Origin of the sequence: Capnocytophaga sp. H2931, from assembly GCF_002302535.1 — a bacterium.
Classification (GTDB): Bacteria; Bacteroidota; Bacteroidia; order Flavobacteriales; family Flavobacteriaceae; genus Capnocytophaga; species Capnocytophaga canis.
In genome coordinates, this window is the sequence record NZ_CP022381.1 from 2541346 (window position 1) to 2567331 (window position 25986).

A 25986-nucleotide genomic window follows, 5' to 3' on the forward strand; every position below is an offset into this window, starting at 1 on the left:
TTTTAAAGCACAACTTTAATTTTGTCCAAAAATAATATATTCCACAAATATATACAAGATTCTCGTATTTAATTTTCAGGCATTTTTAAAGCGTAACTTTAAAAATGCCAATATCTTAACTTATTTTTTCACCACCACAGGCGATTCGTGAGCCAAATTAATATTTCCTGAAACGATAATCGGGTCGCCTTCTTTGAGGGTTTCGCCTGTTATGGTGTACTCGGTGGCATTCTCCAAACCTGTTTGAACGTAGTTCCAAAAGGCTTTTCCGTCTTTCAATGTGAAAAGAACTTTTCGATTGGTACGCAGAACGACTGCCGATTTGGGAACTACCCACTGTTTTTCCAATGCTCGGAAAATACTTACACGAACGCTCATTCCTTCCACCATTTTCGGATGATATGCCACAGAGGCTTTCAGTTGTACCATTCCGTTTTGGTCAATCCACGGATTGATTTCGGTGATTTTTCCTTTGATTTTTACATCAGGGATTGAAAAAGGTATCACTTCCACCTCGCCGCCTTTTTGTACAAACCCTAATTCACTTTCCATAATAGGAAAGCTGACTTCCATACTGTGTAGATTCACGATATTACAGAAGTCTTTTGACATATCAGGATATGTGTTGGGCTTACTATTCAGGTTGGCGATTGTTCCGCTGATGGGTGCGTACAAAGTAACACCTTGAAGTTCGTTTTTAGCCATTTTGTAGTGGCTTAATGCTTTGTTGTAACCGCTTTTTACTTTGAGAAGTTCCATTGTTTGCAGAGGGACATTTGCGGAATCTTTCAGCTTAAACCCTTGACCGATAAGCATATCTTGTAACTCCAAACGGGCACGACTCACATCGTCTTGGGCTTGTTGTAATTTGTTTTCAAAAGAAAATCCATCCAAAGCAGCGATTATCTGACCTTGGGTTACGTTATCACCATTCTTAACCAAAATACGAGCAATCTTTTCGTTAGCTTTGAATTTGAGACCTACCATTTGCGAGGCGTGTATTTTACCGTTGCTAACAAGTTCGTGCGTAAATGGCTTAGATTGTAATGGCATAACGGTTACTTCTGTAGGCGATTCGGGAAGCAACTGCTGTACGTTTTCTTCTTTTGCGTTCGTAGTATCTGTTTTACAAGATAATAAAAAAATTAAACCGATGGTAGATAGTATTATTTTCTTCATTTTTTTTGGATTTCTGAAAATAGATTGATATAACGATAAAAACATGTGTTCGTGACTTTTCATAATGTTAAAACTTTTTCATTCTAAAAAAAATCAATACAGGATTATCGTCACTTTTAACTTTTCTCAATTTATCAATTTCGGGTAGGTACAGACTGTCTGTTGCATTTAGAAAATGTTCGTTATTTTTTATAAAATCATCTTCCCCAAACCAAGTTAAAGTCATAAATGTATCCTCATCTTCATTTACAGCTCTTACTATTTTGCCTGTAAAAATGTAGTACAGCAAAGGCATATTTTTCCAATCTTTACCCAACATAAAGACTTGATTTTTTGTTTCTTTATCAATATATAGAAAATGCCTGGTCATATTTAGACCATATTCAACAAAAAGAGTACGACTATTTTCGTAATAGTTAACACCAAAAACCTTTCCTGAGTCAACCAAATCCTCTGTGAAAAATATATCGTCAGTAGGCTCTATATTTTTATCTCCAAAATCAAAATTATATTTAGGTTTCAATTTTGTTCCAATGATTTCGTACGTATAATGATAAATTGAAGGGGTTATGTAAGTTCTATCATCATACGTGTTAAAGTAGTGATGTTTTGAATAATTAGATTTTTCAGGAGCTCTGTTGTAAAATTTTTCTTGGTGTGGAAAATATAGTTCTTCAAGTTTTGAAAAATCATTATTTACCAACAGCAAGTCACTCTTCTCAGATGTCAAAATATTAATATCATCATATACCGCATAGATGGAATCATTAACGCTATAAATGTTCAACCCATGAAATTTTGTCCTAACTGCATTGATAAACCGTCCATCTGCTGTATATTTAATCACTTTGTGCTTGCGTTCATCGTATGTACAAATGTTGTTTGTTCTTTTTTCTATTGCAAAATCAGTAATCTCTGTATATTCTTCTGGACCTTGACCAACGGCATGAATCTTGTTTATAAACTTCCCTGTATCTGCTTCAAATATTAATATCTTATCTCTATCACAATGTAGATAAACCTTATTGTTGGCTACAATTACTTTCTCAATTTTATTTACCAAAGCATCTCTCCTTGTTTCTAAGGGAACAACTCTACAACTTTCAATGTAATCATTCAAATCAGTCGTTTGATTACTTTTTTTATTCACAGCATCTATTACAAACGTTTCTGCCCCTTCGTTATTCCAGACTACAACTGTTCCTTTTTTACTCTGTTGGCAAGAGAAAAAAACTAAACAAAAAAGTATAAAAATATTCTTTTTCATAATATAAAATCAAAACTGCCGTAAAAAAAGTTTTACGACAGTAATTATATGACTATTCGTTAAATACGCAATTTTTGTGAGTTTGATTATCCATAGAATCTAATTAATTTCTTTCAAAAAGAAACTATTCATTGGAGCAAATGTAAAAATTTTTCGAAACAAATCAAAACTTTATTTTGTTAAGTGGTAGCCACTTCAATAAAATAAAGAATATTTTTGTTTTTTTCCACAAAAAAACTAATTTTGTCGTTTGTTATTAAAAAAACTTTTGTGATACGATGAAAAAAATATTAACTTTCTTATTATCAGTTAGTTTTATTTTGGTAAATGCTCAAATTTTTGATCCTGTCAAATGGGATACCAAAGTAGAAAAAATTAATGACCAAGAATATGACTTGGTAACTACTGCTACAATCGACCAAGGATGGAAACTTTATTCACAAACAATTCCACCAAATGGTCCTGTTCCTACAACTTTTGAATACATCAACGATGGTACTTTTGAATTGGTTGGTAAAACAGTTGAAACGGGTTCGGTAGTGAAGCACGATGCTGTTTTTGATATGGAAATCGGCTTTTTCTATAAAAATGCAACTTTCAAACAGCGTATAAAAATCTTAAAACCTTTATCTTCCATTAAAGCTGGTGTGGAGTTTATGGTATGTGATGATGCTAACTGTTTGCCTCCTGATACGGTTGATTTGATGTTTATCTTTAGTGAAAACACAGGTTCAACCGAGGCTAACCAAACGCAATCTGTGGACAATTCCAACGCAGGCATTTTTTCTTTAGAAGGAGATGATAAAACTCCAAACGACAAAACAGTTAAGGAGGAAACACAAAAAGTGGAAGAAAATGACAATAAAAATGTTGCAAACAAGGGACTTTGGAGTATTTTCTTTATTTCGTTCCTTTCTGGGTTCGCTGCTTTGCTCACTCCGTGTGTATTTCCGATGATTCCAATGACTGTAAGTTATTTTACAAAGCAAAGTAAATCGAAAATCAAAGGTATCAGAAATGCTATTTTCTACGGACTATCAATTATCGTAATTTACGTTGTGTTGGGGTCAGTAGTAACTGCAATTTTCGGTGCAGATGCTTTGAACGCTTTGGCGAGTAATTTCTGGTTTAATATTATATTTTTCTTGATATTGATCTTCTTTGCAGCTTCTTTTTTAGGAGCGTTTGAATTAACCTTACCCAGTTCGTGGAGTACAAAAGTGGATGCGCAAGCCGACCGTAGTGGTTTGGTGGGTATCTTCTTTATGGCTTTGGCATTGGCTATTGTTTCATTCTCTTGTACAGGGCCTATCGTAGGTACATTATTGGTAGAAGCAGCTTCCAAGGGTGGTATAGCTCCTATTATTGGTATGCTTGGTTTCTCATTAGCCATTGCATTGCCATTTGCTATTTTCGCAGCTTTCCCAGGATGGTTGAATTCATTGCCAAAATCAGGCGGATGGTTGAATACTGTAAAAGTCGTTTTAGGATTTTTAGAATTGGCTTTAGCTTTCAAATTTTTGTCGAACGCAGATTTAGCTTATCAATATCATTGGCTTGAGAGAGAGGTGTTTATAGCGATTTGGATAGCTGTTTTTGGAACATTAGCCTTGTATTTATTCGGAAAAATCAGATTACCTCACGATTCTCCCGTAGACAAAATTTCGGTAGGACGTTTGAGTTTGGGTCTATTATCCTTAACTTTCACGATTTATATGATACCTGGACTTTGGGGAGCTCCACTGAACTTAATTAGTGCATTTCCTCCACCACAACACTATAGTGAGTCGCCCTATGGAGTAGGATATACTAAAACAGGAGGCATCGTATCAAGTCAAGAGGACAGGCTACCCGAAGGAGCTCATCTGTTGGAACCTCACAATATTTTAGCTTTTGACGATTATGAAACAGGAATAGCATATGCAAAAAAAGTGAATAAACCTATTTTGTTAGACTTCACAGGTTGGACATGCGTAAATTGTCGTAAAATGGAACAAAACGTATGGGCTAAACCGCATATACTTGACATATTGAAAAACGATGTGGTGTTAATCTCCCTTTACGTGGATGATAAACGACCACTTCCTGAAAATCAAATAGTTGAATCAAAGTTAAAACCAGGTAAGCAAATTAAATACATAGGTCAAAAATGGAGTGAGTTTCAAACAGTTCGTTATAAAGCTAATTCACAACCTTTTTACGTGCTGATGAACCACGATGAAAGTAACCTTATTGATCCGATTGGCTACACGCCTGATGTTGATGAGTTTCATCAATGGTTAACGAAAGGAGTGGGGGCTTTCAAATAGCCACTCGGAACAATGAAATTTGTATATAGATAAAGGGTTGTCCGAGAAGTTGAGTTTGGCATCATGACTTTGCCTGTTAGTTTTCCTTCGTATTTAAAATTCTGAGAAATCGTGTGTAGGAGTTCCTTTTTCGTGCGATGGAATCCCAAAATCATGTAAGAACCACTTTTCAGACAACCTCTTTTAGTATATGAGAATAAAAACATACATATTGCCCATTATCATAAGTGTCATTTTGGGAATAGGCATTTTTCTTGGGCGCGTTCTGTCCGATTTTTATATCCAAGAACCTCTTCCCACACCAACTCCTGTGGTAGATATTGACTCTATTGTTGAAAGTCCAAGTAAAAAAAAACTTGGGACACTGATTGATTACATAGAAAATGATTATGTAGATAAAATAAATCCTGACAGTATTGTTGAGTTGACTGTTAATGGGATTTTATCAAAATTGGATCCACATTCAAGTTATATCTCAAAGAGAAATATTCAAGAAATTTCAGAAAACATCAGTGGTAAATTTGTAGGTGTAGGCATTAGTTTTTATATGTATAAAGACACTATTGCGGTAATGAAACCTATCGAGGAGAGTGACGCTTTCAGTAAAAACATTCAATTAGGCGATCGTATCTTAAAAGCTGACAATGACACTCTTTTTGGTAAAAAATTAACTTCAGAGATGGTTCGCAATACGTTCAAGGGAGAAAAGGATTCAGAAGTACTTTTAACCATCTATCGTAAATCCAATGATAGTATTTTTACGCTCCCAATAGTTCGAAAACATATTCCTATTAAAAGTGTAGATTGCTTTTATAAAGTGAACGATACCTTGGGGTATATTCGTATGAATCGCTTTGCTGAAACTACTCATCAAGAGTTTAGGTCTGCTTTACAAACACTTATAGATAAAGGAATTAACAGCTTAATTTTAGATTTAAGAAATAATACCGGAGGACTACTGAATGTAGGAATCGATATTAGTGATGAATTTTTAAAAGAAGATAAGATGATTGTTTTCACTAAAAACAATCGTCAGGAAATTGATGAAACCTATGCAACTGATGGAGGTATGTTTGAAGAACAGCCTGTTTTTGTATTGGTAAATGAGCAAACAGCCTCGGCAAGTGAGATTGTTTCAGGAGCTTTGCAGGATAACGATCGCGGTGTAATTATCGGACGACGCACTTTTGGTAAAGGGTTAGTACAGAGTGAAATGCCTCTACCTGACGGGTCTGCCATACGATTGACCACAGCTCGTTACTACACTCCAACAGGAAGGTCTATTCAAAAGCCTTACAGCAGAAAACAAATTCGTAATTTCCAACTAAATAGCTCTAAAATGCCTGATTCACTGAAGTTTACTACGCCTAAAGGTAAGGTAGTTTACGGAGGAGGAGGGATATATCCAGATGTGTATCTGCATTCTGACATCAAGCCTGAAACCTATTTGGTCAATGAATTACTTAATTCAGGATTGACAAATTTCTTTTTATTTGAGTATTTGGATACTTATCCGAAAGTTAACGTAAAACCCGAGAAGAGCAGCTTTATTAAGGATTACAAAATCTCCAAAGAAATGCTGAATGCATTCTCTAAATTTCTGTCTAAACGAAAAATATTTATTGACTTCAAAAAAAATAGAGATGATATATCCAAATATCTGAAAGCAAGTTTAGCTGAAATTTGGTATGATGATAATACAGCGGGAATGCTCCGTAATCAAGGTGATTTGTATATTGAAAAGAGCATGTATTATTACAAGGGTGAACCTGCCAAACGAAAAAAAATAACAAAAAAGAAAGTTGTTAAAAAAACTACTTCAAAAGAGGACTCAAAAAGGAAAAATTAAAAGCCAAAAAGGCGTGTTGATTTTTTGTTGTAAAACAACCGAAATCAATAAAGAAATTTTAACCCTTATTAAGTCCGAACAAAACGATTTATTGTATATTACTTCTGTTTTATACTAATGGCATTAAGAGAAATAAATGAGAAGGTAAAAGAAGAGCTAATTATATGAAGACCAAAAGGAGTTGGAAATAGACTTACACTTGCTCGTTTAGAAAAAGATTTATTATGGTAAATTGATAAAGATGAGAATTCGGAAAATGTAGTAACTGATGAAGTTGATGTAATAACCAGACTTTATTAGGAACAATTTAGGCAATAGCTATTGCAGAGCTAACCCACTCAGAAAAATCTGTCTCGGACATTATAGAAGAATTGTTGTTGTTGTTGGATATTATGACTCTTTTAAAATCATACGAAGATGCGAAGAACGTATAGATTCCTCAAGAAAAAATAACTTTGAAATATAAAAAATACGATGACTGCCTACATTTTTGTAGAGCCCAAAGATGTTTGGATTACTAATAATGCAAAAATATGATAGGATTAAAATTAACAACAGATAATAAAACTTTCTTTGCCTCTCTCAAAGAAGGTTCTATTGGATTAATTATCAGTAGAATGATACGAGATACACGAAATTGTGTCAGCGTAAATTTTGGTGGATATGATATGCAAACGGAAACTTATCCACTTTGGCTTCTTCAAAAATTATTTTTAGGGGCTAAATTTACTGTAAAGGTAGAAGAAATCACTGTAAATTCTCCAATAATACAACGAGCTCCAGAAATTGAAAGTCATTTTTTTGAGCATCCTAAGAACATTGGTGTTGAACTAACTTTAAAAGAAGAGAAACTATCGGCAGTAGTTGAAAAAGGAAGTATTCATTTAATTGTAACTGTGTTGAATAAAGAAGAAAAAACAGAAATTGATTTAGATTTTTTAGCAACTAATCACTCCAATAATGGAGATATAACAAAATATTGGTGTAAAAAAAACTTACAATTAGGAGATGAGTTTATGATTGAAATTAAAGAAATTGAAAAAATGACATTGCCTGTTCAGTCATAATTTCAAACACCCTTAATTGGGGCTAATTTTTTTATTATGGAACATGTTCTATCTTTTTTCTGTTCAGAAAAAGGCGAAAAATTAGAAATTGCCTCTAAAAAAACTTTATCAATAAAAAAACCTAAGTAAAAACTTAGGTTCTCTTAACGCACTAACACTACTAAGATTATAGGCTTTATCGCAATCGATCTGCTGATTTTACCAGATCTTCGTCCCGTCGGATAGCTTTATTAGCTAAAAACAAAAAAACGATAGAAAGGACGGGTAAGAAAATCCCAACACCCTTCTCAGAAATTCCACTTTCTCCGGATGAACTTAGCACTCGATATACAAATATTCCTAGTAAAGTAAGATTTATAAGGATATTCAGTCTATTCAAAACAAACTGAAGTTGCCTTGTTTTATATTTAAATATGGCATATACAGCTAAAACAGCTGATATTCCAAAAAAGATACCACTCAAAACATCGTCTAAGTATGCATAAACAGACTGCTGATTTTGCACATATAACGAAAATATAAACGGCAGAATGCCTCCAATTATGAAGACAAATAGCATATAAATTGTTTGTACTCTTTGAATCATCTCAAAAATTTGAACGTGCAAATGTAAATCTTTTTATTCGTTTTACAAAGGTTTTTAGTGTGTTTTTTCATTATTTGCTCCTGTCTAGAGACCCTTTTTCGAACATAACTCTTTTTTTGTGTGACATATCGAAGATAGCTTTTCAAGGCTATATGCTGATAGTCAGACTACTTTTCTAATTTTATTGATTTACCATTTGAATTGTACCAAAAATTCATGAGAGCTTCGTGCATAGATGTTCAGCTGTGGCTGTGAATTGTTTTCGTAGCCATATCCCACAACTACATAATACTTTGGTATGTGGAACATAATATAGGCATTAAACGCTTTATCCGTTCTGTAGGTCAATCCTAATTCACTGTTTTTCAGGTAAACTCCTGCTAAAGTCAGATCAAATGACGGACTGACATCTTTCACAAAACGAGTCTGCAACATTGGCTTTAGAGTAAATTCTGGAGAGAGTTTCCAAAAATATCCTGCCAAACCATAGATATGAAAACGTTGGGCTACTGAAGTCATTACGTCTTCTTTTACTTTAACTTCTTCCGATGCCAATAGATTGGGAACAGATAATCCAACATAAAAATCACGATGCTCATAGTAAACTCCTGTCCCTATATTTATTTGGAATTTCCCTGATATAGTCTGTAAATAAGGATCGTAGTAGGTGTTATGAGGAGAGGTATAAGTTCTGATCCGACTTCCGTCTATATTAAAAAAATCACCTCCAAATTTTAATCCTCCGTACAATTTGCTGTATTCACTTATGGGTATGGCATATGCAAAATCGGCATATAATCCTGCTTGTTTTTGGATAAAAACTTTATTATTTTGAATTGAAAAACCGACACTTACACGCTCATTGATTCGGTGTGTAGTCAAAAGAGTCTGACTTTGAGGCGCTTCAGTATCTCCTTGCCACTGATTGCGTATGTCCACTGAAATGGTATGTCCTTTCTCTTGGCCTGTAGCCGCAGGATTTACCAAGTTTTTATGTTGATTATAAAATATGTGTGTAGGATTTTGTGCATATATGTTTATCACCGATATAAATCCAATTAGTATTATGTAATATATTTGTTTTTTCATCGTATTTAGTAATTTATAAATATCCAACCTTTGCGGGTATACATTTCTGTATTATCTAATGTAAAAATGTAAAAATAAGACCCCTGAGGTACTTTCTTTCCATTGCTTCCCATGCCACTCCATTGATTTTTATAACCTTTAGTTTCATAAACCAATTGTCCTAATTGATTGTAGATGCGTAGGGTACTATTCGGATATTCCTCTGCCCTGAGAATCGAAAAATAGTCGTGTATACCATCATTATTAGGCGAAAAAGCATTGGAAATCAAAACATAATCCAAAAACGTGTCAATATCATTAGCTATGCCATCACCATCTATGTCATTGTCGCACAGATCCCCTATGCCATCGTTATCCAGATCTGCTTGATTCGGATTGTAGATTTCTGGACAATTATCACTGTCGTTCGGCACACCATCTCCATCCAAATCATCATCACAAACATCACCAATACCGTCTCTATCCAAATCCAATTGATTGGAGTTGGATTGTCGTGGACAGTTATCATTATCGTTATGAACCCCATCTCCATCCCAATCATCATCACAAGCATCTCCTATTCCATCTCTGTCCAAGTCTTCTTGATTCGGATTTGCCAATTCAGGGCAATTATCTGCATTTGACATAATGCCATCTCCATCAACATCATCGTTTTCCTTGATGGTAATCGTACTTTTATTAACAGCCAAAAATATATTCCCTTCGGCTTTAATCATAAATTTCCCTTGATTTGTTATCGGAATATTCGGAATTGTAATTTTTGCAGTTCCATTATTAGGAATACCTGTAGCTAAAGTATGAGAAAAAGTAGCTCCTCCATCTTCGGAAAACAGAACTGATATTGTTTTTACGTTGATGTTATCACTATCAGTATTGGCCACGTCCCAACGGATAGTTTCGGTTTGCCCTACGTACCAATTTGATGGAGTAGTATGAGAAAGTACCGAAAAAGGCCCAGCTTTGTCATTCACCACTACTTGTATCGTTTTGTAAGTTGTATTCCCAACAGTGGTTGCCGAAGTATTCCTATCGGAAACCACAAATGACCAGTTCAAGGTACGTCCCACATTAGTAACAGTTTCCCAAGCACTATTTTGGGCAGGGTGCGTTTGAGTTAGCTCTCCCGAAACGATGCGACTCAATCGCGGAATATAGCGTTTTGAATTTATTGAAGGAGGTAGCGAACGTGCTATTGCACCGGTCTTTGCATTAGGCGAAAAACTATACGAATTTGTTCGACTATCGGCTTGTTCCCATCTGTAAAGCAAAGTATCTTCATCGGCATCAGAAGCTGTTCCTTCTAACAAATAAGCTGTTCCTTTGGGGATTGTATAACTCAAAATATCGTGAATTTCAGGAACAGTATTTCCAGAATCTGTAATAATAGCACATCGTTTTTCTTTGACGTTTTGCATGATGTCATAAATACTCCGATGATGAAAATAGGCATCTGACCGTTGTTGTAAATTTTGGCTCATCAACACCCCTGCATATCCCATAATTGTTGAACCACTCCCTGGCTCAACTTGTGAATCTGTACCTTCATTATCATACGAAAAGGTATGGTATGCTCCCATTTGATGTCCCAATTCATGACAAAAAAGATCTATTTCGAAATAATCTGGAGAAACTTTAGAAAAATTAATCGCCGAAAAGCCTGCTCCTTTTTTACCACTTTCACACACACAACCTATACAACCTGCATTTCCACCTACATTCTCATGATGAAACAGATGTCCTACGTCATAATTCACAGAACCCACCTGATTATCAAATAATTCTTGTAGAATCTTAGCTTCTTTTAGATTGCCCTGTTCATTCAACCATTGGTCATAATTGATATTTTTTAAAGGATCCGCAGCTTCTGTATCAAACAGAATATTTTGGTCGGAAACCAATTGAAACTGAATTGACATTTGCGAACCATAAACTTGATTAACCCGATTGATGGTGTTTACAACCTGAATCAAAGCATTGGATTTTCCTCCAAAATATTGTGTGTACTCATGTGTCGCTGCTATGGCAATCCGAAAGGTACGTACCTTATTTTCAGTGCTATACGTAGCTCTTTTTGTAAGTTTTTTTTCTGAGGCAAATGCTTGAGTAGTACATTTTATGGGATTTTTCTCGGTCATGTCACGGTGATATACTTCATAAAGAAAACCTTCATCGTCAGTAGATTCGATGAAAGAGTAGTGAAAATTTTCTTCCATGATTGCATTTAACCCACGAGGCGACCAAGTAATTCGGATGCTCCTCAAAGGATTAGTTACTGAAACCCCCGCAAAAGTTTTTATATGAGGATATTTTTCCTGTAAAACGGACGAAAGTACCTGTGTTTCCTGCAAACGAAAAGATTCAATATCTCCCTCTCCATTGGGTATATAAACCTCCGCTATTGATTTACTGGTTTGTCTTACATTTTTTAAAATAGCTTTTGCAAAAGCCTCTTTATCAAGCCTATAATAAAATTTCCCTTCTTTTTGTTCCTGTTTTCCTGTGGTATTATTGGGTTGCCAATAGCTTTGTGCATTAAGACTACCAAAGAACAAAATAAAGAACATATAGATTATATTTCTCACCACAATTTTCATGAACGATAGTATTCAAATGCTTTGTAAATCAATTCATTACTTACCTTACAATCCAATTTTGGTTGTGAAATTTGTTCTAACAGCACGAAATTAATATTGCCATATGAATTCTTTTTGTCAAATTTTAACAAATCTATTATTTGATCTATTTCTTCTTTTTTAAACGTATGTTTTTCAAAATATTGATTGAATACATTTTTGATTTCTAGAGCCTTTTCCTTTGGAAAATACAACAACTCGGAGGATAGATATGTGGCTAAAATCATACCAATAGCAATTGCTTCTCCATGCAAAAGTGCTTGTCGAGACGAATTTTGCAAACAATACGATTCGATAGCATGTCCTAATGTATGTCCAAAATTGAGAGTTTTTCGCAAACCTTTTTCAGTTGGATCTTGCTTGACAATATTATTTTTAATTTCGACTGATTCGTAGATGAGTTGCTCCAAATCCTCTATCGTTAATTCATCCAGTTTAAGCATTTTTTTCCAATACGTTTCGGACTGAATAAGGCCATGTTTAAACATTTCAGCCATGCCACTACGCAACTGATCAGCGGGAAGCGTTGCCAAAAATCGGGTATCAATCATCACTCCCTTCGGATTGTTAATCACTCCTATTTGATTTTTTAAAGCTCCTAAATCCACTCCTGTTTTTCCGCCTACGGAAGCATCTACCATCGCTAATAAACTCGTTGGAACATTCACAAAATCAATTCCCCTCATATAGGTCGATGCTACAAAACCGCCTAAATCCGTAACAACACCTCCGCCTAAATTGATGAGTAAACTTTTGCGATCAGCTTCCAATTCCGACAGTGCAAACCACACTTGAGAACAAGTATCTATATTTTTAAACTCCTCACCCGCCTCAATCTCAATGATTTCAATCGGTGTTTCTGTTGCCATATCCGCTAAAAACAACGGCAAACAATAAGTGTTGGTATTACTATCTACTAAAATAAAAATTTTAGAATATTTTTTCTCTTGCAAAAGTTTATTCAGAAAATAAAAACTACTTTCGCTAAAATAAACAGAATAACCTTGTGATTGTATATTCATTTCTCGTTTTTGATACATTAACTTTGTATGAAGAGGACAAATATACTCTTAAAATTTAAGTAAAACAAACTTTACTATAAATAAAAAAAACACGACTAAAAATGAGTAAAAGACAAAAAAAAAATCATACCTTTGCCCTCGGTGGAAAAAATGATCTAAAATCATTAAACCTTTCATCTATTTATTAAAAATCAACTATTTAAAATACTTTAAAGAAAAAATGGCTACACGTTTTAGCGACACTCAAACTGCATTCGCACTGAAAGATAATTTTGAATTAGGAAGAGCTTATTGGCTTTTTCGTTTTATTGGGAATAATAGCCTTATTGGTATCGGTACAACTATGACTAATTTGTCTTTAAAATTACGTCTTCCAGTGGAGTGGCTCATCCGAAAAACAGTCTTTAACCAATTCTGTGGAGGTGTTTCTGAAGAAAATTGCAAACCAGTTATTCAAAAAATGTATGAAAAGGGAGTTAGTTCCATCTTAGACTATTCTGTTGAAGGTAAAGAAGACGAGGCTTCGTTCGAAGCTACATTTAAGAAAACAATGGAAATCATTGATTTTGTACACGAAAACAGAAAACAAGGAACTCCATTCGCTGTATTCAAACCAACAGGATTTGGAAAAATTGATATATATCAAAAAATATCCGAAAAACAACAACTTACAGATGAAGAGCAACAAGCATGGGAGCGTATCGTAGAGCGTTTTGACCAAGCCTGTGGAAAAGCAGCCAGCTACAAACTACCAATAATGATTGATGCTGAAGAAAGTTGGATGCAAGATGCTGCCGATCAGCTCATTGAACAAATGATGCAAAAATACAATAAGGAGGAGGCTGTCGTTTACAACACTCTGCAAATGTACAGACATGACCGATTGGATTACCTGAAAGGGCTACACCAACGTGCAATTGAAAACGGTTTTTACATCGGAGTGAAAGTGGTTCGTGGTGCTTATATGGAAAAGGAAAATGCAAGAGCTCAAGAAAAAGGATATATTTCACCCATCTGTATTTCAAAACAAGCAACAGACGACAATTACAACTCTGCAATTGTCTACATTTTAGAGCATATTGACCGAATTTCTCTGTTTGCAGGAACTCATAATGAGAAAAGTACGGGATTAGTAATGGATTTGGTAGAGGAAAAAGGCTTAAAACATAATGACAAACGCATTTGGTTGGCTCAACTTTACGGAATGAGCGACCATATCAGTTTCAATGCAGCTAAAATGGGATATAACGTAGCAAAATACCTACCATTTGGCCCTGTACGTGAGGTAATGCCTTATCTGATTCGTCGTGCTCAAGAAAATACTTCAGTCGCAGGACAAACAGGACGCGAATTGACGCTCCTTAAGCGTGAATACGACCGAAGAAAAAAACAAAAGAAATAGAAATTGTGCAGAAAGTCATCAACATACTTAACAAAAGAGCCAAATTTGAATACGAGATATTGGATAAATATCTAGCAGGAATAGTGCTTGTAGGTACCGAAATTAAATCTATTCGTTTGGGCAAGGCGTCCATTGCTGAAAGTTTTTGTGAATTTAACGACAAAAATGAACTTTTTGTCATCAACATGAATATTGAAGAATATGCCTACGGAACACATTACAACCACAAACCAAAGAGTGAACGCAAATTACTTCTTCAAAAACGTGAATTAAAAAAACTAAACAAAGAAGTTCGAAATACAGGTCTTACCATTGTTCCTTTGCGTATGTTTATCAATGACAAAGGATTAGCAAAGGTGGAGATTGCTTTGGTTCGCGGTAAAAAGCTATATGATAAACGCGAAACAATTAAAGAGCGTGACAATAAGCGTAATCTGGATAGAATCAAAAAAATACGGTAAGACACATTTCCTTTTGGTCGTATTGTAAAAAGTATGATGATATAAAAAATGATAATCAGGGAAATGTAGTTATTTTGTTGAATGCAAATAAGAATTATACTGTATCGCCCTGATTGTCAAAGCACGAAGATAGTGAAAAACGGGAAAAATCTTATGGAAAGCAAAAATATTTTGCAAAGATTGTCATCACCAATTCATCGGCGACCATAATTTGACCTGTAAAGCTTGTTTATCAATGATTTACCAAAATGTTTTGATTTCAAAGAAACTTGAAAATCATTTTAAAGCCTTTGAAATTGCCTTTTTTACATCAATTTCGGACATATTTAATCATCATTTTTGGAAAACATGACCCAAAATTAATTTCTATTGAGTTACCACACGCTATGAAAACAAGTGCAAAATACTGAAATATAGTCTTTTATTTAAAATATTTGAAGCTACCATTAGGTAACGATTAGAAATCTATCTTTGTTTTTACCCGTCAAATTACCCTATGCCTTACTTTCCAACATTTCTCTGATAAAAAATAAAGCCCCTTATAATGTGTATATTACAGCTTTTTGCTTAATTTTGCCGTTTAGTTTTATTTTCAAAACAAAAATAAGAGGGCAGAGCGTTCAAGAAATCGTACCGAAGCTTAAAATGAAAAGAGAACGGAAAAAATATCGAAAATTTAAGTATTGTTCTTTCCATGAAAATCCGTACCTTTGCATAACTTTTTCAGCAGTATGTTCATCACCTTCAAGGATTGGGACATATTCATGATGAATGGTTAGATTTATACCCAAAAGACAAAAAATAATTCCAAACAACAAAATAACAATTTATGAACAAATCGGTTTATATCATCACTTCTGATGCCTACAGTGGTAAATCGTTGGTAACCTTAGGAGTGATGCAGATGATTATGCGAAATACGGCCAAAGTGGGATACTTTAAACCTATTTTGGAGAGCAAAACTCAAAAAGATAATCATATTACAACTGTACTTTCTCATTTTCAGTTAGATATGGACTATGAAGATGCTTATGTCTATACACGTAGCGAGGTGACAAATCTCCAAAATAAAGGAAAAATCGGAGAGGTGTACGATACGATCATCAAGCGTTACAAAGCATTGGAAAATAAGTTTGATTTTGTGTTAGTTGAGGGGACAGATTTATTAGAAGACAGTAATGTTTTCGATATTAAGTTTAATGCTTCGTTGGCTCAAAACTTAAATATTCCTGCATTGGTAGTTTTAAAAGACAGCTTTTTGTCAGAGGATGAACTTGTAAATCAAATTCAAATTGAGGTAAACACCCTTTTGGAACAAGAGGTACAAATTTTGGGAGTGTTTGTTAACAAAGTTAAGAATTATAATGACAGCGTGAAACAAAGACTCGAAAAGGAATTTAAAGACATTCATTTTACGTTTATTCCACGAGAGGAAGATTTGAGTCGTCCTACGTTGAAAGAAATTGCTGATGAGTTGGGAGCTAAATTCCTTTACAAAGGGGACGATGTCAACATGATTACTAAAAAAACAATCATCGGAGCAATGCAATTGCATAATTTCTTGAATCACGTTTCAGAAAGTTGTTTGGCGGTAATCCCAGCCGATAGATCGGATTTGATTGTTGGTAGTTTAACAGCTCACATATCGTCCAACTACCCTCGCATTGCTGGTTTGGTACTTTCTGGAGGCATTGTTCCTGAGCGTTCAATAATCAAAATTTTGGATGGAACACAAAAGATTATTCCAATAATGCTTTCAAAATCAGGTACTTTTGAAACGGCTACTCGTATTGGAAATATCAAATCTAAGATATATCCTGAAAGTGCAGAGAAAATAAAATTATCAATTCAATTATTTGAAAAATATGCTGATGTGAGTAGTTTGAATGCTCGTATTTCATCATTCAAATCGGATGCTATTACACCACGTATGTTCCAATACAATATGGTTCAGAAAGCACGTAAAGCACAGAGACATATTGTTTTACCTGAAGGAACAGACGATAGAATTCTAACAGCAGCTTCTCAATTAGCAGTTGATGAATTGGTGTATCTGACTGTTTTGGGTGATGCTGAAAAAATCATGTCACGTGTTAATGAATTAGGTTTAAAATGGGATGAACGGCGTATTTTTATCGTAAACCCCGTTGAAAGCCCTAAGTACGAGGAATATGTGCAGAAACTTTACGACATTCGAAAGTCAAAAGGGTTGGAGCTTTCACAGGCCAGAGATTTGATGCTGGACGTATCCTACTTCGGAACGATGATGGTTTTTGTGGGAGATGCTGACGGAATGGTTTCAGGAGCGGTGAACACTACGGCACACACTATTCGTCCGTCATTGCAGTTCGTGAAAACCAAACCTAATGTCAATACAGTTTCATCTGTGTTTTTTATGTTGTTGAATGACAGAGTTTTAGTTTATGGAGATTGTGCAATTGTTCCTAATCCAACCGCAGAGCAATTGGCAGAGATAGCAATTTCCTCAGCAGAATCGGCTAAGGCCTTTGGTATTGAACCGAGAGTAGCGTTGTTGTCCTATTCTTCAGGAAGTTCAGGTACAGGTGCCGATGTGGATAAGGTTCGTACTGCTACAGAAATCGTCAAATCCCAATGTCCAGACCTTTTGGTCGAAGGCCCTATTCAGTACGATGCAGCTGTTGATCCAAAGGTTGGAAAAAGTAAAATGCCAAATTCAAAGGTAGCAGGTCAGGCAAATGTATTGATTTTTCCAGATTTGAATACAGGAAACAATACTTACAAAGCGGTGCAACGCGAAACAGGAGCTTTAGCTATTGGCCCGATGTTGCAAGGATTGAAAAAGCCCGTAAATGATTTAAGTCGTGGAGCTACGATTCCAGATATTTACAACACAGTGCTAATTACAGCTATTCAATCCGTTATGGAAGAATAATTTTATCAATATACAAAAATGGAAATATTAATAATTAACTCAGGAAGTTCATCGTTAAAATATCAACTGATAAATTCAGAAACAGGTGATTCAATTGCCAAAGGACTTGTTGACCGTATTGGGATCGAAGGCAGTTTAATAAAATATGTAGCATTTAAAGACGGGAAAGAATACGAAACTAAGAAACAAGTGCCAATTCGCAACCATGAGGAGGCAATGAAACAGGTAACAGATGTGCTTTCAGATGCCGAAATTGGTGTTATTTCTGATGCGGATGCTATTCAAGTGATTGGGCATCGTGTGGTACATGGAGGTGAAAAATTTGTACAGCCAACCATTGTAACCGAAGAAGTGAAGCAGCAAATAGAGAAATTAATTCCCCTTTCACCTCTTCATAACCCAGCATGTTTGGAAGGTATTCGCAGTGCTGAGAAAATGTTTAAAAAAGCAAAACATGTTGCTATTTTCGATACTGCTTTTCATCAAACACTACCTGCTAAGGCGTTTCGTTATGCCATTCCAAATGAGTACTATGAGAAACATGGAGTTCGTGTGTATGGCTTCCATGGGACAAGTCATAAATATGTAGACTCTCAAGCTCGTAATTATTTGAAAAATAACAATATAAAGAATATAACGATTCACTTGGGTAATGGTTCCAGTATGGCAGCAGTAAATGAGGAAGGTCGATGTATGGATACTACGATGGGACTTACGCCACTTGATGGATTAGTGATGGGGACCCGTTGTGGAACGATTGATGCAGGAGTCATTTTTTATTTAGCGAATCAACTGCAAATGACTACTGATGAAATCAATACCGTCTTGAATAAAAAAAGCGGGATGTTGGGACTTACGGGAAGTTCAGACGCTCGTGACGTATCCGATAAATATTTCGCAAACGACCCTAATGCCGTTTTGTGCTACGAATTATACGCCTATCGTATCAAGAAATTTATAGGTGCTTATGCCGCAGTTCTCAATGGACTTGACAGTATTACTTTCACAGCAGGTTTGGGCGAAAATGACGATTTAATTCGTTTGTTAGTATGTCAAAATTTAGAGTTTTTGGGTATTGAAATAGACGAAGAGAAAAACAAAACTCGAAATAGACCCAAACAAACTGTTGAAATACAGAAAGATAGTAGTAAAGTAAAAATATTGGTCATTCCAACCAATGAAGAGCTACAAATCGTAAACGAAATTAAATCGTTGTTGTAGTTCAATTTCGTTGTTATATTTTTAGGAATGAATTCATAAAATTCGTTTCATTAGCCTACCTCAGTTTGCAGATCTATGTATTTACAATAGATTTACAAAGTGAGGTAGTCTCACAAAATTTGATTTTTAAAAATAATTACAAAATAATAAACAATAATGTACATACCTTTTAACGAATTGCCAGAAACCTCTCGGATTTGGATATACCAAAGTAACCGTAGTTTCACTCCAGAGGAATTAGTAGATTTAGAACAAAAAATTAAAGTCTATTTAGATCAGTGGTCAGCTCACGGAATTGGACTAACTACCTCGTTTGAAATTCGTTACAACCGTTTCATTGTTATAGGTGTAAATCAAGAAATTCACCCTGTTTCAGGCTGTTCGTTGGATGATTTAGCACGTTTTATTCAAGAATTGGAAAGGAATTATCAAGTAGATTTATTCGATCGGATGAACGTAAGTTATCGTCAAGGAGAACATATAGCTTATAAAAAATTAGCCGATTTCAAAAAAATGGTAAAAGAAAAGGCTGTATCTGCTAAAACAATCGTTTTCAATAATTTAGTAAATACAAAATCTGAATATGAAACCGATTGGGAAATTCCTATGGAAGAAAGTTGGCATAATCGCTTTTTGTAATCAAAAAAATATCTTAAAAAAACGTATTCGTAATGTTTTATTTCGTATCTTAGCACCTCAAAAATCTTAATTTATTCAAAAATAAACTAACCGATTTTATAAAAAATAAAACAATATGAATTCATTTACAACGCTGGACATCGTCGTATTTGTGATATACGCGGTTGTCATTTTGTCGGTAGGTCTTTTTGTTTCCAGAGGCAAGAAAGACACTCAAAAAACTGCCGAAGATTATTTTTTGGCTGGAAAAACTTTACCGTGGTGGGCAATAGGTTCATCGCTAATTGCAGCAAACATTTCTGCGGAACAATTTATCGGGATGTCAGGTTCCGGCTTTGCTATTGGACTTGCCATAGCTTCCTACGAATGGATGGCCGCTATTACTCTTATAATCGTTGGTAAATTTTTCTTGCCTGTTTTCATTAAACAAGGTCTTTATACCATTCCTCAATTCATTGAAAAACGGTTCAATACTTCTTTGAAGACCATTTTAGCTGTTTTCTGGATAGCTTTGTTTGTTTTCGTAAACCTAACATCAGTTTTGTTTTTAGGAGCTAAAGCATTAGACACTGTTTTGGGTGGTGCTACGGGTGAAAATCTGATGTTGTTTATGATTGGATTAGCTTTGTTTTCAGCGGCTTATTCTGTTTGGGGAGGACTTTCAGCGGTTGCTTGGACGGATGTGATTCAGGTGGTATTGCTTGTTGTTGGAGGGTTAATTACAACCTATATAGCGTTGGACAATGTAACTCCACAAGGAGGAGCTCTCCATGGATTACAGCATATCTATGACGTAGCAGGAGATAAGTTTAAGATGATTCTTGATAAGGATAATCCTCAATTTAATAATTTACCGGGCATTGCTGTACTTATTGGTGGACTTTGGGTAGCAAACTTGTACTATTGGGGATTCAATCAGTATATTATTCAACGTGCTTTGGCTGCAAAATCATTAGCTGAAGCTCAAAAAGGGATTGCTTTTGCAGGATTTTTGAAATTGATAGTGCCTTTGATTGTTGTAATACCTGGAATTATAGCTTACGTGATGTACTACGAACCTGCAGGAACGGTAGCTATTGAAGGAGTAAAAGAGGCATTTACTAAAGCAGATGGTAGTATCGATTTTGATCGTTCTTACCCTTGGCTGATTAACCAGTTTGTCCCAGCAGGATTGAAAGGATTGGTGATTGCCGCCCTATCTGCTGCGATTGTTTCTTCATTAGCTTCCATGCTGAACTCTACTTCAACAATCTTTACGATGGATATTTATAAACCGTTTATTAATCCAAAAGCGTCAGATTCTAAATTAGTTACAGTGGGGCGTATTACTGTATTAGTGGCTTTAGCTGTAGCGACTTATTTTGCTCAATTTTTGGGAGCTTTGCCACAGATGTTCCAATACATTCAAGAGTGGACAGGCTTGGTAAGCCCAGGAATTTTGGCAGTATTTTTAATGGGATTATTTTGGAAAAAAACCAATCCGACAGGAGCTGTAGTTGGTGTTTTGCTTTCAATTCCAGTAGCTTTGGGGCTTAAGTTTTTGCCTGGTGTGGAATTACCTTTTATGGATCAAATGCTTTACACCTTATTAGTCACTATTGTAGTGATTATGGGAGTGTCATTAGTAACAGGAAAAGGTGACGATGACGAGAAAGGTATTCCTCTTACGCAGGAAACCTTTGCAACTAATGCAACGTTTAATACAGCAGCATATGCTATTTTATTGATTACGGCTACTTTGTACGTAGTGTTCTGGTAGGATTTTCAACTTCTGATATAAAAACTTTGATAAGGTGTAAAGTGCTTTATCAAAGTTTTTTTTGTTATAAAATGTTGAGATAGGAGTATAAAATCAAGGTTTTTTGTATCTTTGTCGGGAAATTAAGATATACTTAAAACGAATGAAAATACTTGCAAATGATGGTATTTCCGAGTTAGGAAAACGTCAATTAGAGGCTCATGGTTTTGAGGTACTTACAATAAAAGTAGCTCAGAATCAGCTTGTCAACTATATTAATGAGCATCAGATTCCGATACTTTTGGTGCGTTCATCCACTGAGGTACGTAAAGAATTAATTGAAGCGTGTCCGTCATTGAAACTCATTGGGCGAGGTGGTGTAGGGATGGACAACATTGATGTAGAAGAAGCAGAAAAACGTAATATTCACGTCATAAACACTCCTGAAGCCTCTTCAAATGCGGTGGCGGAGTTGGTATTTGCTCACCTACTTTCAGGAATACGGTTTTTACATGATGCCAACAGAAACATGCCTTTAGATGGTGATACTCAGTTCAATCAACTGAAAAAGAACTATGCGAAAGGCTCTGAATTGAGAGGTAAAACCTTAGGAATTATAGGTTTTGGTCGCATCGGTAAAGCAGTGGCAAAAATGGGGATTGCTTTGGGAATGCGAGTTTTAGCTTGTGATTTATTTGTTAAGAATACTAATATTGAACTTTCCTTCTTCGACGGTACGTCGGTTTCTTTCCAAATTGATATGGTAAGCAAAGAAGAAGTATTGAAAAACTCGGACTTTATTACGGTACATACACCAGCTCAGAAGGAATATATCATCGATGAAAAGGAAATTGAGATGATGAAAGAAGGTGTTGCTATTTTAAATTTAGCACGAGGAGGTGTTATCAGTGAAGTTGCTTTGTTTAACGCATTGGAATCAGGAAAAGTGAGTTTTGCAGGTTTGGATGTATTTGAGAATGAACCAACTCCATCTATCCAAATTTTGATGCATCCTGATATTTCTTTAACTCCCCATATTGGAGCTGCAACCCAAGAGGCACAAGATAGAATCAGTTTGGAGTTAGCTTCGCTGATTATTGAAAAAATGAAATAAGATAATATACTTCCTTTTTAGTTCCTACAACTAATGGATGCATCGGTTTTTCACATACTAAAAAAACATTGGGGATATGATTCATTTCGTCATCCGCAAGATGCTATTATTGAGTCCGTTCTGCAAGGGAATGATGTGTTGGCGCTGATGCCTACAGGAGGTGGAAAATCAATCACTTTTCAAGTACCCGCATTGGTTAATGAGGGTATTTGTCTGGTAGTGTCTCCCCTTATTGCGTTAATTTCAGACCAAGTTGAGAACCTTAAAAATCGAGGTATTAGAGCAATTTCCTTAGCGGGAAGTATGGTTCAGGATGATTTAGAACGATTACTGAACAATGCTGTTTTGGGAGATTATAAATTTCTGTATTTGTCTCCCGAACGATTGCAGCAAGAAACGGTTCGTTATTTTATTAAGTTAATGAAAATTAATTTAATAGCTATTGATGAAGCTCATTGTGTATCGCATTGGGGGAAAGATTTTCGTCCTGCCTACTTGGAGTGTAAATGGCTGAAAGAGAATTTTTCCCAAGTGCCAATTTTAGCTTTGACCGCATCGGCGACTCCAAATGTACAACAGGATATTTTACAGCAATTAGGTATCCCAAAGGCAGAAATTATAGCTACTTCATTGAAACGTCCGAATATTGCCTATATTACCCATAAAACAGACAATAAATGGTTACAATTGGAACGTGTTTTGAAAAAAAATACGGGTACTTCAATTGTTTATATTCGCAGTCGTAATGGAACTGTCCGAATGGCTGAATATTTGCAAGATATTGGTATTTCAGCTACTTTCTTTCATGGAGGATTATCTTCCGAAGAGAAAAATAAAAAACTGAGTATGTGGTTAATGGATGATGTTCAGGTGATGGTAGCTACCAATGCTTTCGGTATGGGGATTGATAAACCTGACGTGCGGACTGTTATACACTGGGAAATTCCCCCTACGCTGGAAGACTACTTTCAAGAAGCAGGGAGAGCGGGTCGAGATGGTCAAAAATCACTTGCTCTTTTATTGTTTAATGATTTGGATATAGAAACTACCAAAAAACAATTTATTTCTAATTTAGTAACCTCCGAAGATCTTAAGTTGCTATATGCGAAGCTAAATTCTTATTTCTTAATAGCTTATGGAGAAGGAGTAGGGATTACTCGGAGTTTTCAGCTGGCTGATTTTTGTAAAAAATACAATTTACAAATACAAAAAACTTACAATGGTCTGCAACTTTTAGACCGACTTTCTGTCATTTCTCTTAGTCAAAATTTTCAAAAAAAAGCAAGTATATTTTTTGTCGCATCGAATTATGAGATTATTCAATATTTACAACATAAACAGATGTTTAAGGATATAGTGTTTTATCTATTGCGTAATTATCCAGGGATTCACACACAGGCAATTTCCGTCAGAATAGAAAAAATTGCAAACAAAATTCATAAGGATACAGAGGATATTAGACAGCAATTATCTGTCCTACAAGAAGATGGTATCATTACTTACCAAGATGATACAAGTGATATAGAAATCACTTTCAATATGCCTCGTGAAGATAATCGAACCATTGCTTTCGTTGCAAAAAATATAAAGGAATACAACCAAACAAAAATAAATTTACAAAAGTCTGTTTTTGAGTATATTATAAATAACGGTGAATGTAAAAGCGTACAGTTGTTGCGTTATTTTGGAGAAAAAGATACTGCCACTTGTGGGATTTGTTCAGTTTGCAAAACACAGAATAATCAAAAATCAATTGATTATAAGCAAGTTGAGGAGCAAATAATAAAAGTACTCCACCAAGGGAGCCGAAATCTTAATGACTTACTTTTACTTCTTCCATTTGAAGAAAAAGAAATCCAAAAGGTGCTTTTTTCAATGCTTGATATGAATAAAATAAGGTTTAATGATTATAATCAGTATGCATTGCGTCAGTAATAAATATGATATCAATGATAAAAAATTAATTTTGTATGTTTTACTATTAAAAATCCTACATATTCCTTACAAAAAAACTCAATAAACTAGTAATTACCAATTTATTGAGTTAAAAATATGTTTCTTGTGACCGCGGAGGGATTCGAACCCCCAACCCTCAGAGCCGAAATCTGATATTCTATCCAGTTGAACTACGCAGCCTTTTTATTTTTTATGATAATAATTTCTTCACAATTGTTGATACGACTCTGTTATCAGCTTTTCCTGTCAACTCTGTCGAGGCAACTCCCATCACTTTGCCCATATCTTTCATGCCCGAAGCTCCTGTTTCTGAGATGATTTTTTTAATGATAGCCTCAATCTCTTCTTCAGAAGGAAGTTCTGGTAAAAAACGTTCAATTACCTTAATTTGAGCTAATTCAGGTTCGGCTAAATCGTTACGCCCTTGAGAAGCGTACAGGGTAGCACTGTCTCTACGCTGTTTTATCAATTTCTGAAGCAAAACAAGCTCCTGACTTTCAGATAGCTCCTCAGAAGCTCCCGATTCCGTCTTAGCTAATAAAATAGCAGACTTGATTGCTCGTAACGATTCCAAAGCTACGCTGTCCTTAGATTTCATAGCGTCTTTCAACGCCTCCATTACTTTTGTTTGTAAACTCATAAAGACCGTTTTTTAGAGTCGCAAAGGTACACCTTTTTTCTGAACTACAAAATATTTTAATAAAGTTATTCGGTATGTTTTTTATTTTGTAGCTTTGCGGACTAATCTTTAGAATGTTATTAGTTGTATGAAAGAAAGTATTATTACCTTTATTTTATTTTTTGTTGTCTTCCAATTTTATGCACAGTACAAAGATAGTATCTATCATCGTGACGCGATATGGCGAGAAACTATTCGCAGTTTTGAAAAAGAAGACCAACGAAAACCTCCTCGTTCCAATCCCATCTTATTTATTGGTAGCTCATCTATTACTAATTGGAAGAACTTACACATTTATTTTCCCGATAAAAATGTACTGAATCGTGGTTTTGGAGGCTCTGAATTGCGAGATGTAATTTTCTATTTCAATCGGATAGTAACTCCTTATCGTCCATCACAAATTGTTCTTTATGAAGGAGATAACGACATTACTTTTGGACAAACGGCAGAGCAATTTTTGGATGATATCAAAACCTTTGTCCGTTTGGTGGAAATACATTTACCCGGTACTCCTATCATAATTTTATCAATTAAAAAATCTAAAGCACGTAGTCATTTTTCCATAGAGTTTGATAAAGCTAATGCACTTCTTTATCAATTTGCACAAACTAAACGTATCGTACAGTTTGTGGATGTTGCTCAGATTCTTTTTGACGAAAACGGGAATATTAAGGATGATTGTTTTGAAAGTGATAACTTACATATCAATACCCGAGGTTATTGGTTGTGGACAGATATTTTAAAAAATTATTTGAAATAATTAGTTATGTAATGGGCAGTTTTAGCCATCTTTTGATAAACGGAAAAAGAATTTTGTAATTACGGCATATTATCGTATCTTTGCCCCAAATATAATTAGAT

The 25986-nt window shown here is 35.1% G+C and carries 19 protein-coding genes and 1 tRNA gene; 12 read left to right on the forward strand and 8 right to left on the reverse strand.

Going from position 1 to position 25986, the window contains the following annotated elements:
• Positions 1 to 120: 120 nt before the first annotated feature.
• Both CGC52_RS10755 and CGC52_RS10760 read right to left on the reverse strand, forming a co-directional pair.
• Positions 121 to 1179 carry an efflux RND transporter periplasmic adaptor subunit gene (locus tag CGC52_RS10755; RefSeq protein WP_095894521.1) on the reverse strand — a complete coding sequence of 353 codons (1059 nt, stop codon included), beginning with the start codon at positions 1177 to 1179 and terminating at the stop codon, positions 121 to 123.
• A 67-nt stretch (positions 1180 to 1246) separates the two neighbouring features.
• The gene (locus CGC52_RS10760) at positions 1247 to 2446 is read right to left on the reverse strand and encodes a 6-bladed beta-propeller (protein WP_095894360.1); all 1200 of its coding nucleotides are present in this window, start codon (positions 2444 to 2446) and stop codon (positions 1247 to 1249) included.
• Between the two features lie 278 nt (positions 2447 to 2724).
• Here CGC52_RS10760 and CGC52_RS10765 point away from each other — a divergent pair, with 278 nt between their 5' ends.
• The 3 genes from CGC52_RS10765 (at position 2725) to CGC52_RS10775 (ending at position 7671) form a co-directional block, all read left to right on the forward strand.
• On the forward strand, positions 2725 to 4755 hold the full coding sequence (locus tag CGC52_RS10765) for a cytochrome c biogenesis protein CcdA (protein WP_095894361.1): 2031 nt from the start codon (positions 2725 to 2727) through the stop codon (positions 4753 to 4755).
• Positions 4756 to 4945: 190 nt separating this feature from the next.
• Positions 4946 to 6604, forward strand: a complete 1659-nt coding sequence (locus CGC52_RS10770; RefSeq protein ID WP_095894362.1) for a S41 family peptidase — start codon at positions 4946 to 4948, stop codon at positions 6602 to 6604.
• Positions 6605 to 7137: 533 nt separating this feature from the next.
• Positions 7138 to 7671 carry a hypothetical protein gene (locus tag CGC52_RS10775; protein WP_095894363.1) on the forward strand — a complete coding sequence of 178 codons (534 nt, stop codon included), beginning with the start codon at positions 7138 to 7140 and terminating at the stop codon, positions 7669 to 7671.
• Positions 7672 to 7846: 175 nt separating this feature from the next.
• Here CGC52_RS10775 and CGC52_RS10780 read toward each other — a convergent pair whose 3' ends face one another.
• From CGC52_RS10780 to aroB, 4 genes are all read right to left on the reverse strand, one after another.
• A complete protein-coding gene (locus CGC52_RS10780) occupies positions 7847 to 8257 on the reverse strand; it encodes a DUF4293 domain-containing protein (RefSeq protein ID WP_095894364.1) in 411 nt (136 codons plus the stop codon).
• A 189-nt stretch (positions 8258 to 8446) separates the two neighbouring features.
• Positions 8447 to 9346 carry a PorP/SprF family type IX secretion system membrane protein gene (locus CGC52_RS10785; RefSeq protein ID WP_095894523.1) on the reverse strand — a complete coding sequence of 300 codons (900 nt, stop codon included), beginning with the start codon at positions 9344 to 9346 and terminating at the stop codon, positions 8447 to 8449.
• 5 nt (positions 9347 to 9351) lie between these two features.
• Positions 9352 to 11910: a reprolysin-like metallopeptidase gene (locus tag CGC52_RS10790; RefSeq protein ID WP_232751815.1), complete on the reverse strand. Its 2559-nt coding sequence runs from the start codon at positions 11908 to 11910 to the stop codon at positions 9352 to 9354.
• 26 nt (positions 11911 to 11936) lie between these two features.
• Entirely contained in the window at positions 11937 to 13001 is a 1065-nt protein-coding gene (gene aroB / locus CGC52_RS10795; RefSeq protein WP_095894524.1) for a 3-dehydroquinate synthase, read from the reverse strand.
• A 220-nt stretch (positions 13002 to 13221) separates the two neighbouring features.
• Between aroB and CGC52_RS10800 the strand changes: the two genes are divergently transcribed.
• From CGC52_RS10800 to CGC52_RS10835, 8 genes are all read left to right on the forward strand, one after another.
• Positions 13222 to 14403: a proline dehydrogenase family protein gene (locus tag CGC52_RS10800; protein ID WP_095894365.1), complete on the forward strand. Its 1182-nt coding sequence runs from the start codon at positions 13222 to 13224 to the stop codon at positions 14401 to 14403.
• Positions 14404 to 14408: 5 nt separating this feature from the next.
• Positions 14409 to 14864: an SsrA-binding protein SmpB gene (gene smpB / locus CGC52_RS10805; RefSeq protein ID WP_042008998.1), complete on the forward strand. Its 456-nt coding sequence runs from the start codon at positions 14409 to 14411 to the stop codon at positions 14862 to 14864.
• 829 nt (positions 14865 to 15693) lie between these two features.
• Positions 15694 to 17778, forward strand: a complete 2085-nt coding sequence (gene pta, locus CGC52_RS10810; protein ID WP_042344339.1) for a phosphate acetyltransferase — start codon at positions 15694 to 15696, stop codon at positions 17776 to 17778.
• An 18-nt stretch (positions 17779 to 17796) separates the two neighbouring features.
• On the forward strand, positions 17797 to 18999 hold the full coding sequence (locus tag CGC52_RS10815; RefSeq protein WP_042345851.1) for an acetate/propionate family kinase: 1203 nt from the start codon (positions 17797 to 17799) through the stop codon (positions 18997 to 18999).
• 156 nt (positions 19000 to 19155) lie between these two features.
• Positions 19156 to 19638, forward strand: a complete 483-nt coding sequence (locus CGC52_RS10820) for a hypothetical protein (RefSeq protein WP_042009004.1) — start codon at positions 19156 to 19158, stop codon at positions 19636 to 19638.
• 115 nt (positions 19639 to 19753) lie between these two features.
• Positions 19754 to 21397, forward strand: a complete 1644-nt coding sequence (locus CGC52_RS10825; RefSeq protein WP_042009006.1) for a sodium/sugar symporter — start codon at positions 19754 to 19756, stop codon at positions 21395 to 21397.
• Positions 21398 to 21539: 142 nt separating this feature from the next.
• Positions 21540 to 22490 carry a D-2-hydroxyacid dehydrogenase gene (locus tag CGC52_RS10830; protein ID WP_042009008.1) on the forward strand — a complete coding sequence of 317 codons (951 nt, stop codon included), beginning with the start codon at positions 21540 to 21542 and terminating at the stop codon, positions 22488 to 22490.
• A gap of 33 nt (positions 22491 to 22523) precedes the next feature.
• Complete coding sequence (locus CGC52_RS10835) at positions 22524 to 24425, forward strand: ATP-dependent DNA helicase RecQ (protein WP_095894366.1); 1902 nt, start codon at positions 22524 to 22526, stop codon at positions 24423 to 24425.
• Between the two features lie 127 nt (positions 24426 to 24552).
• Here CGC52_RS10835 and CGC52_RS10840 read toward each other — a convergent pair.
• Positions 24553 to 24626: transfer RNA gene (locus tag CGC52_RS10840), tRNA-Arg, on the reverse strand.
• 10 nt (positions 24627 to 24636) lie between these two features.
• A complete protein-coding gene (locus CGC52_RS10845) occupies positions 24637 to 25086 on the reverse strand; it encodes a GatB/YqeY domain-containing protein (protein WP_095894367.1) in 450 nt (149 codons plus the stop codon).
• A gap of 127 nt (positions 25087 to 25213) precedes the next feature.
• On the opposite strand from CGC52_RS10845, the gene CGC52_RS10850 reads away from it, so the two are divergent.
• Positions 25214 to 25885: a GDSL-type esterase/lipase family protein gene (locus tag CGC52_RS10850; RefSeq protein WP_052458234.1), complete on the forward strand. Its 672-nt coding sequence runs from the start codon at positions 25214 to 25216 to the stop codon at positions 25883 to 25885.
• Positions 25886 to 25986 lie beyond the last annotated feature (101 nt).

Bases quoted from the DNA above. Each gene is read 5' to 3' on its own strand.
- CGC52_RS10755 (WP_095894521.1), bottom strand. From the start codon at position 1,179: ATGAAGAAAATAATACTATCTACCATCGGTTTAATTTTTTTATTATCT.
- CGC52_RS10760 (WP_095894360.1), bottom strand. From the start codon at position 2,446: ATGAAAAAGAATATTTTTATACTTTTTTGTTTAGTTTTTTTCTCTTGC.
- CGC52_RS10765 (WP_095894361.1), top strand. From the start codon at position 2,725: ATGAAAAAAATATTAACTTTCTTATTATCAGTTAGTTTTATTTTGGTA.
- CGC52_RS10770 (WP_095894362.1), top strand. From the start codon at position 4,946: ATGAGAATAAAAACATACATATTGCCCATTATCATAAGTGTCATTTTG.
- CGC52_RS10775 (WP_095894363.1), top strand. From the start codon at position 7,138: ATGATAGGATTAAAATTAACAACAGATAATAAAACTTTCTTTGCCTCT.
- CGC52_RS10780 (WP_095894364.1), bottom strand. From the start codon at position 8,257: ATGATTCAAAGAGTACAAACAATTTATATGCTATTTGTCTTCATAATT.
- CGC52_RS10785 (WP_095894523.1), bottom strand. From the start codon at position 9,346: ATGAAAAAACAAATATATTACATAATACTAATTGGATTTATATCGGTG.
- CGC52_RS10790 (WP_232751815.1), bottom strand. From the start codon at position 11,910: ATGTTCTTTATTTTGTTCTTTGGTAGTCTTAATGCACAAAGCTATTGG.
- aroB (WP_095894524.1), bottom strand. From the start codon at position 13,001: ATGAATATACAATCACAAGGTTATTCTGTTTATTTTAGCGAAAGTAGT.
- CGC52_RS10800 (WP_095894365.1), top strand. From the start codon at position 13,222: ATGGCTACACGTTTTAGCGACACTCAAACTGCATTCGCACTGAAAGAT.
- pta (WP_042344339.1), top strand. From the start codon at position 15,694: ATGAACAAATCGGTTTATATCATCACTTCTGATGCCTACAGTGGTAAA.
- CGC52_RS10815 (WP_042345851.1), top strand. From the start codon at position 17,797: ATGGAAATATTAATAATTAACTCAGGAAGTTCATCGTTAAAATATCAA.
- CGC52_RS10820 (WP_042009004.1), top strand. From the start codon at position 19,156: ATGTACATACCTTTTAACGAATTGCCAGAAACCTCTCGGATTTGGATA.
- CGC52_RS10825 (WP_042009006.1), top strand. From the start codon at position 19,754: ATGAATTCATTTACAACGCTGGACATCGTCGTATTTGTGATATACGCG.
- CGC52_RS10830 (WP_042009008.1), top strand. From the start codon at position 21,540: ATGAAAATACTTGCAAATGATGGTATTTCCGAGTTAGGAAAACGTCAA.
- CGC52_RS10835 (WP_095894366.1), top strand. From the start codon at position 22,524: ATGGATGCATCGGTTTTTCACATACTAAAAAAACATTGGGGATATGAT.
- CGC52_RS10845 (WP_095894367.1), bottom strand. From the start codon at position 25,086: ATGAGTTTACAAACAAAAGTAATGGAGGCGTTGAAAGACGCTATGAAA.
- CGC52_RS10850 (WP_052458234.1), top strand. From the start codon at position 25,214: ATGAAAGAAAGTATTATTACCTTTATTTTATTTTTTGTTGTCTTCCAA.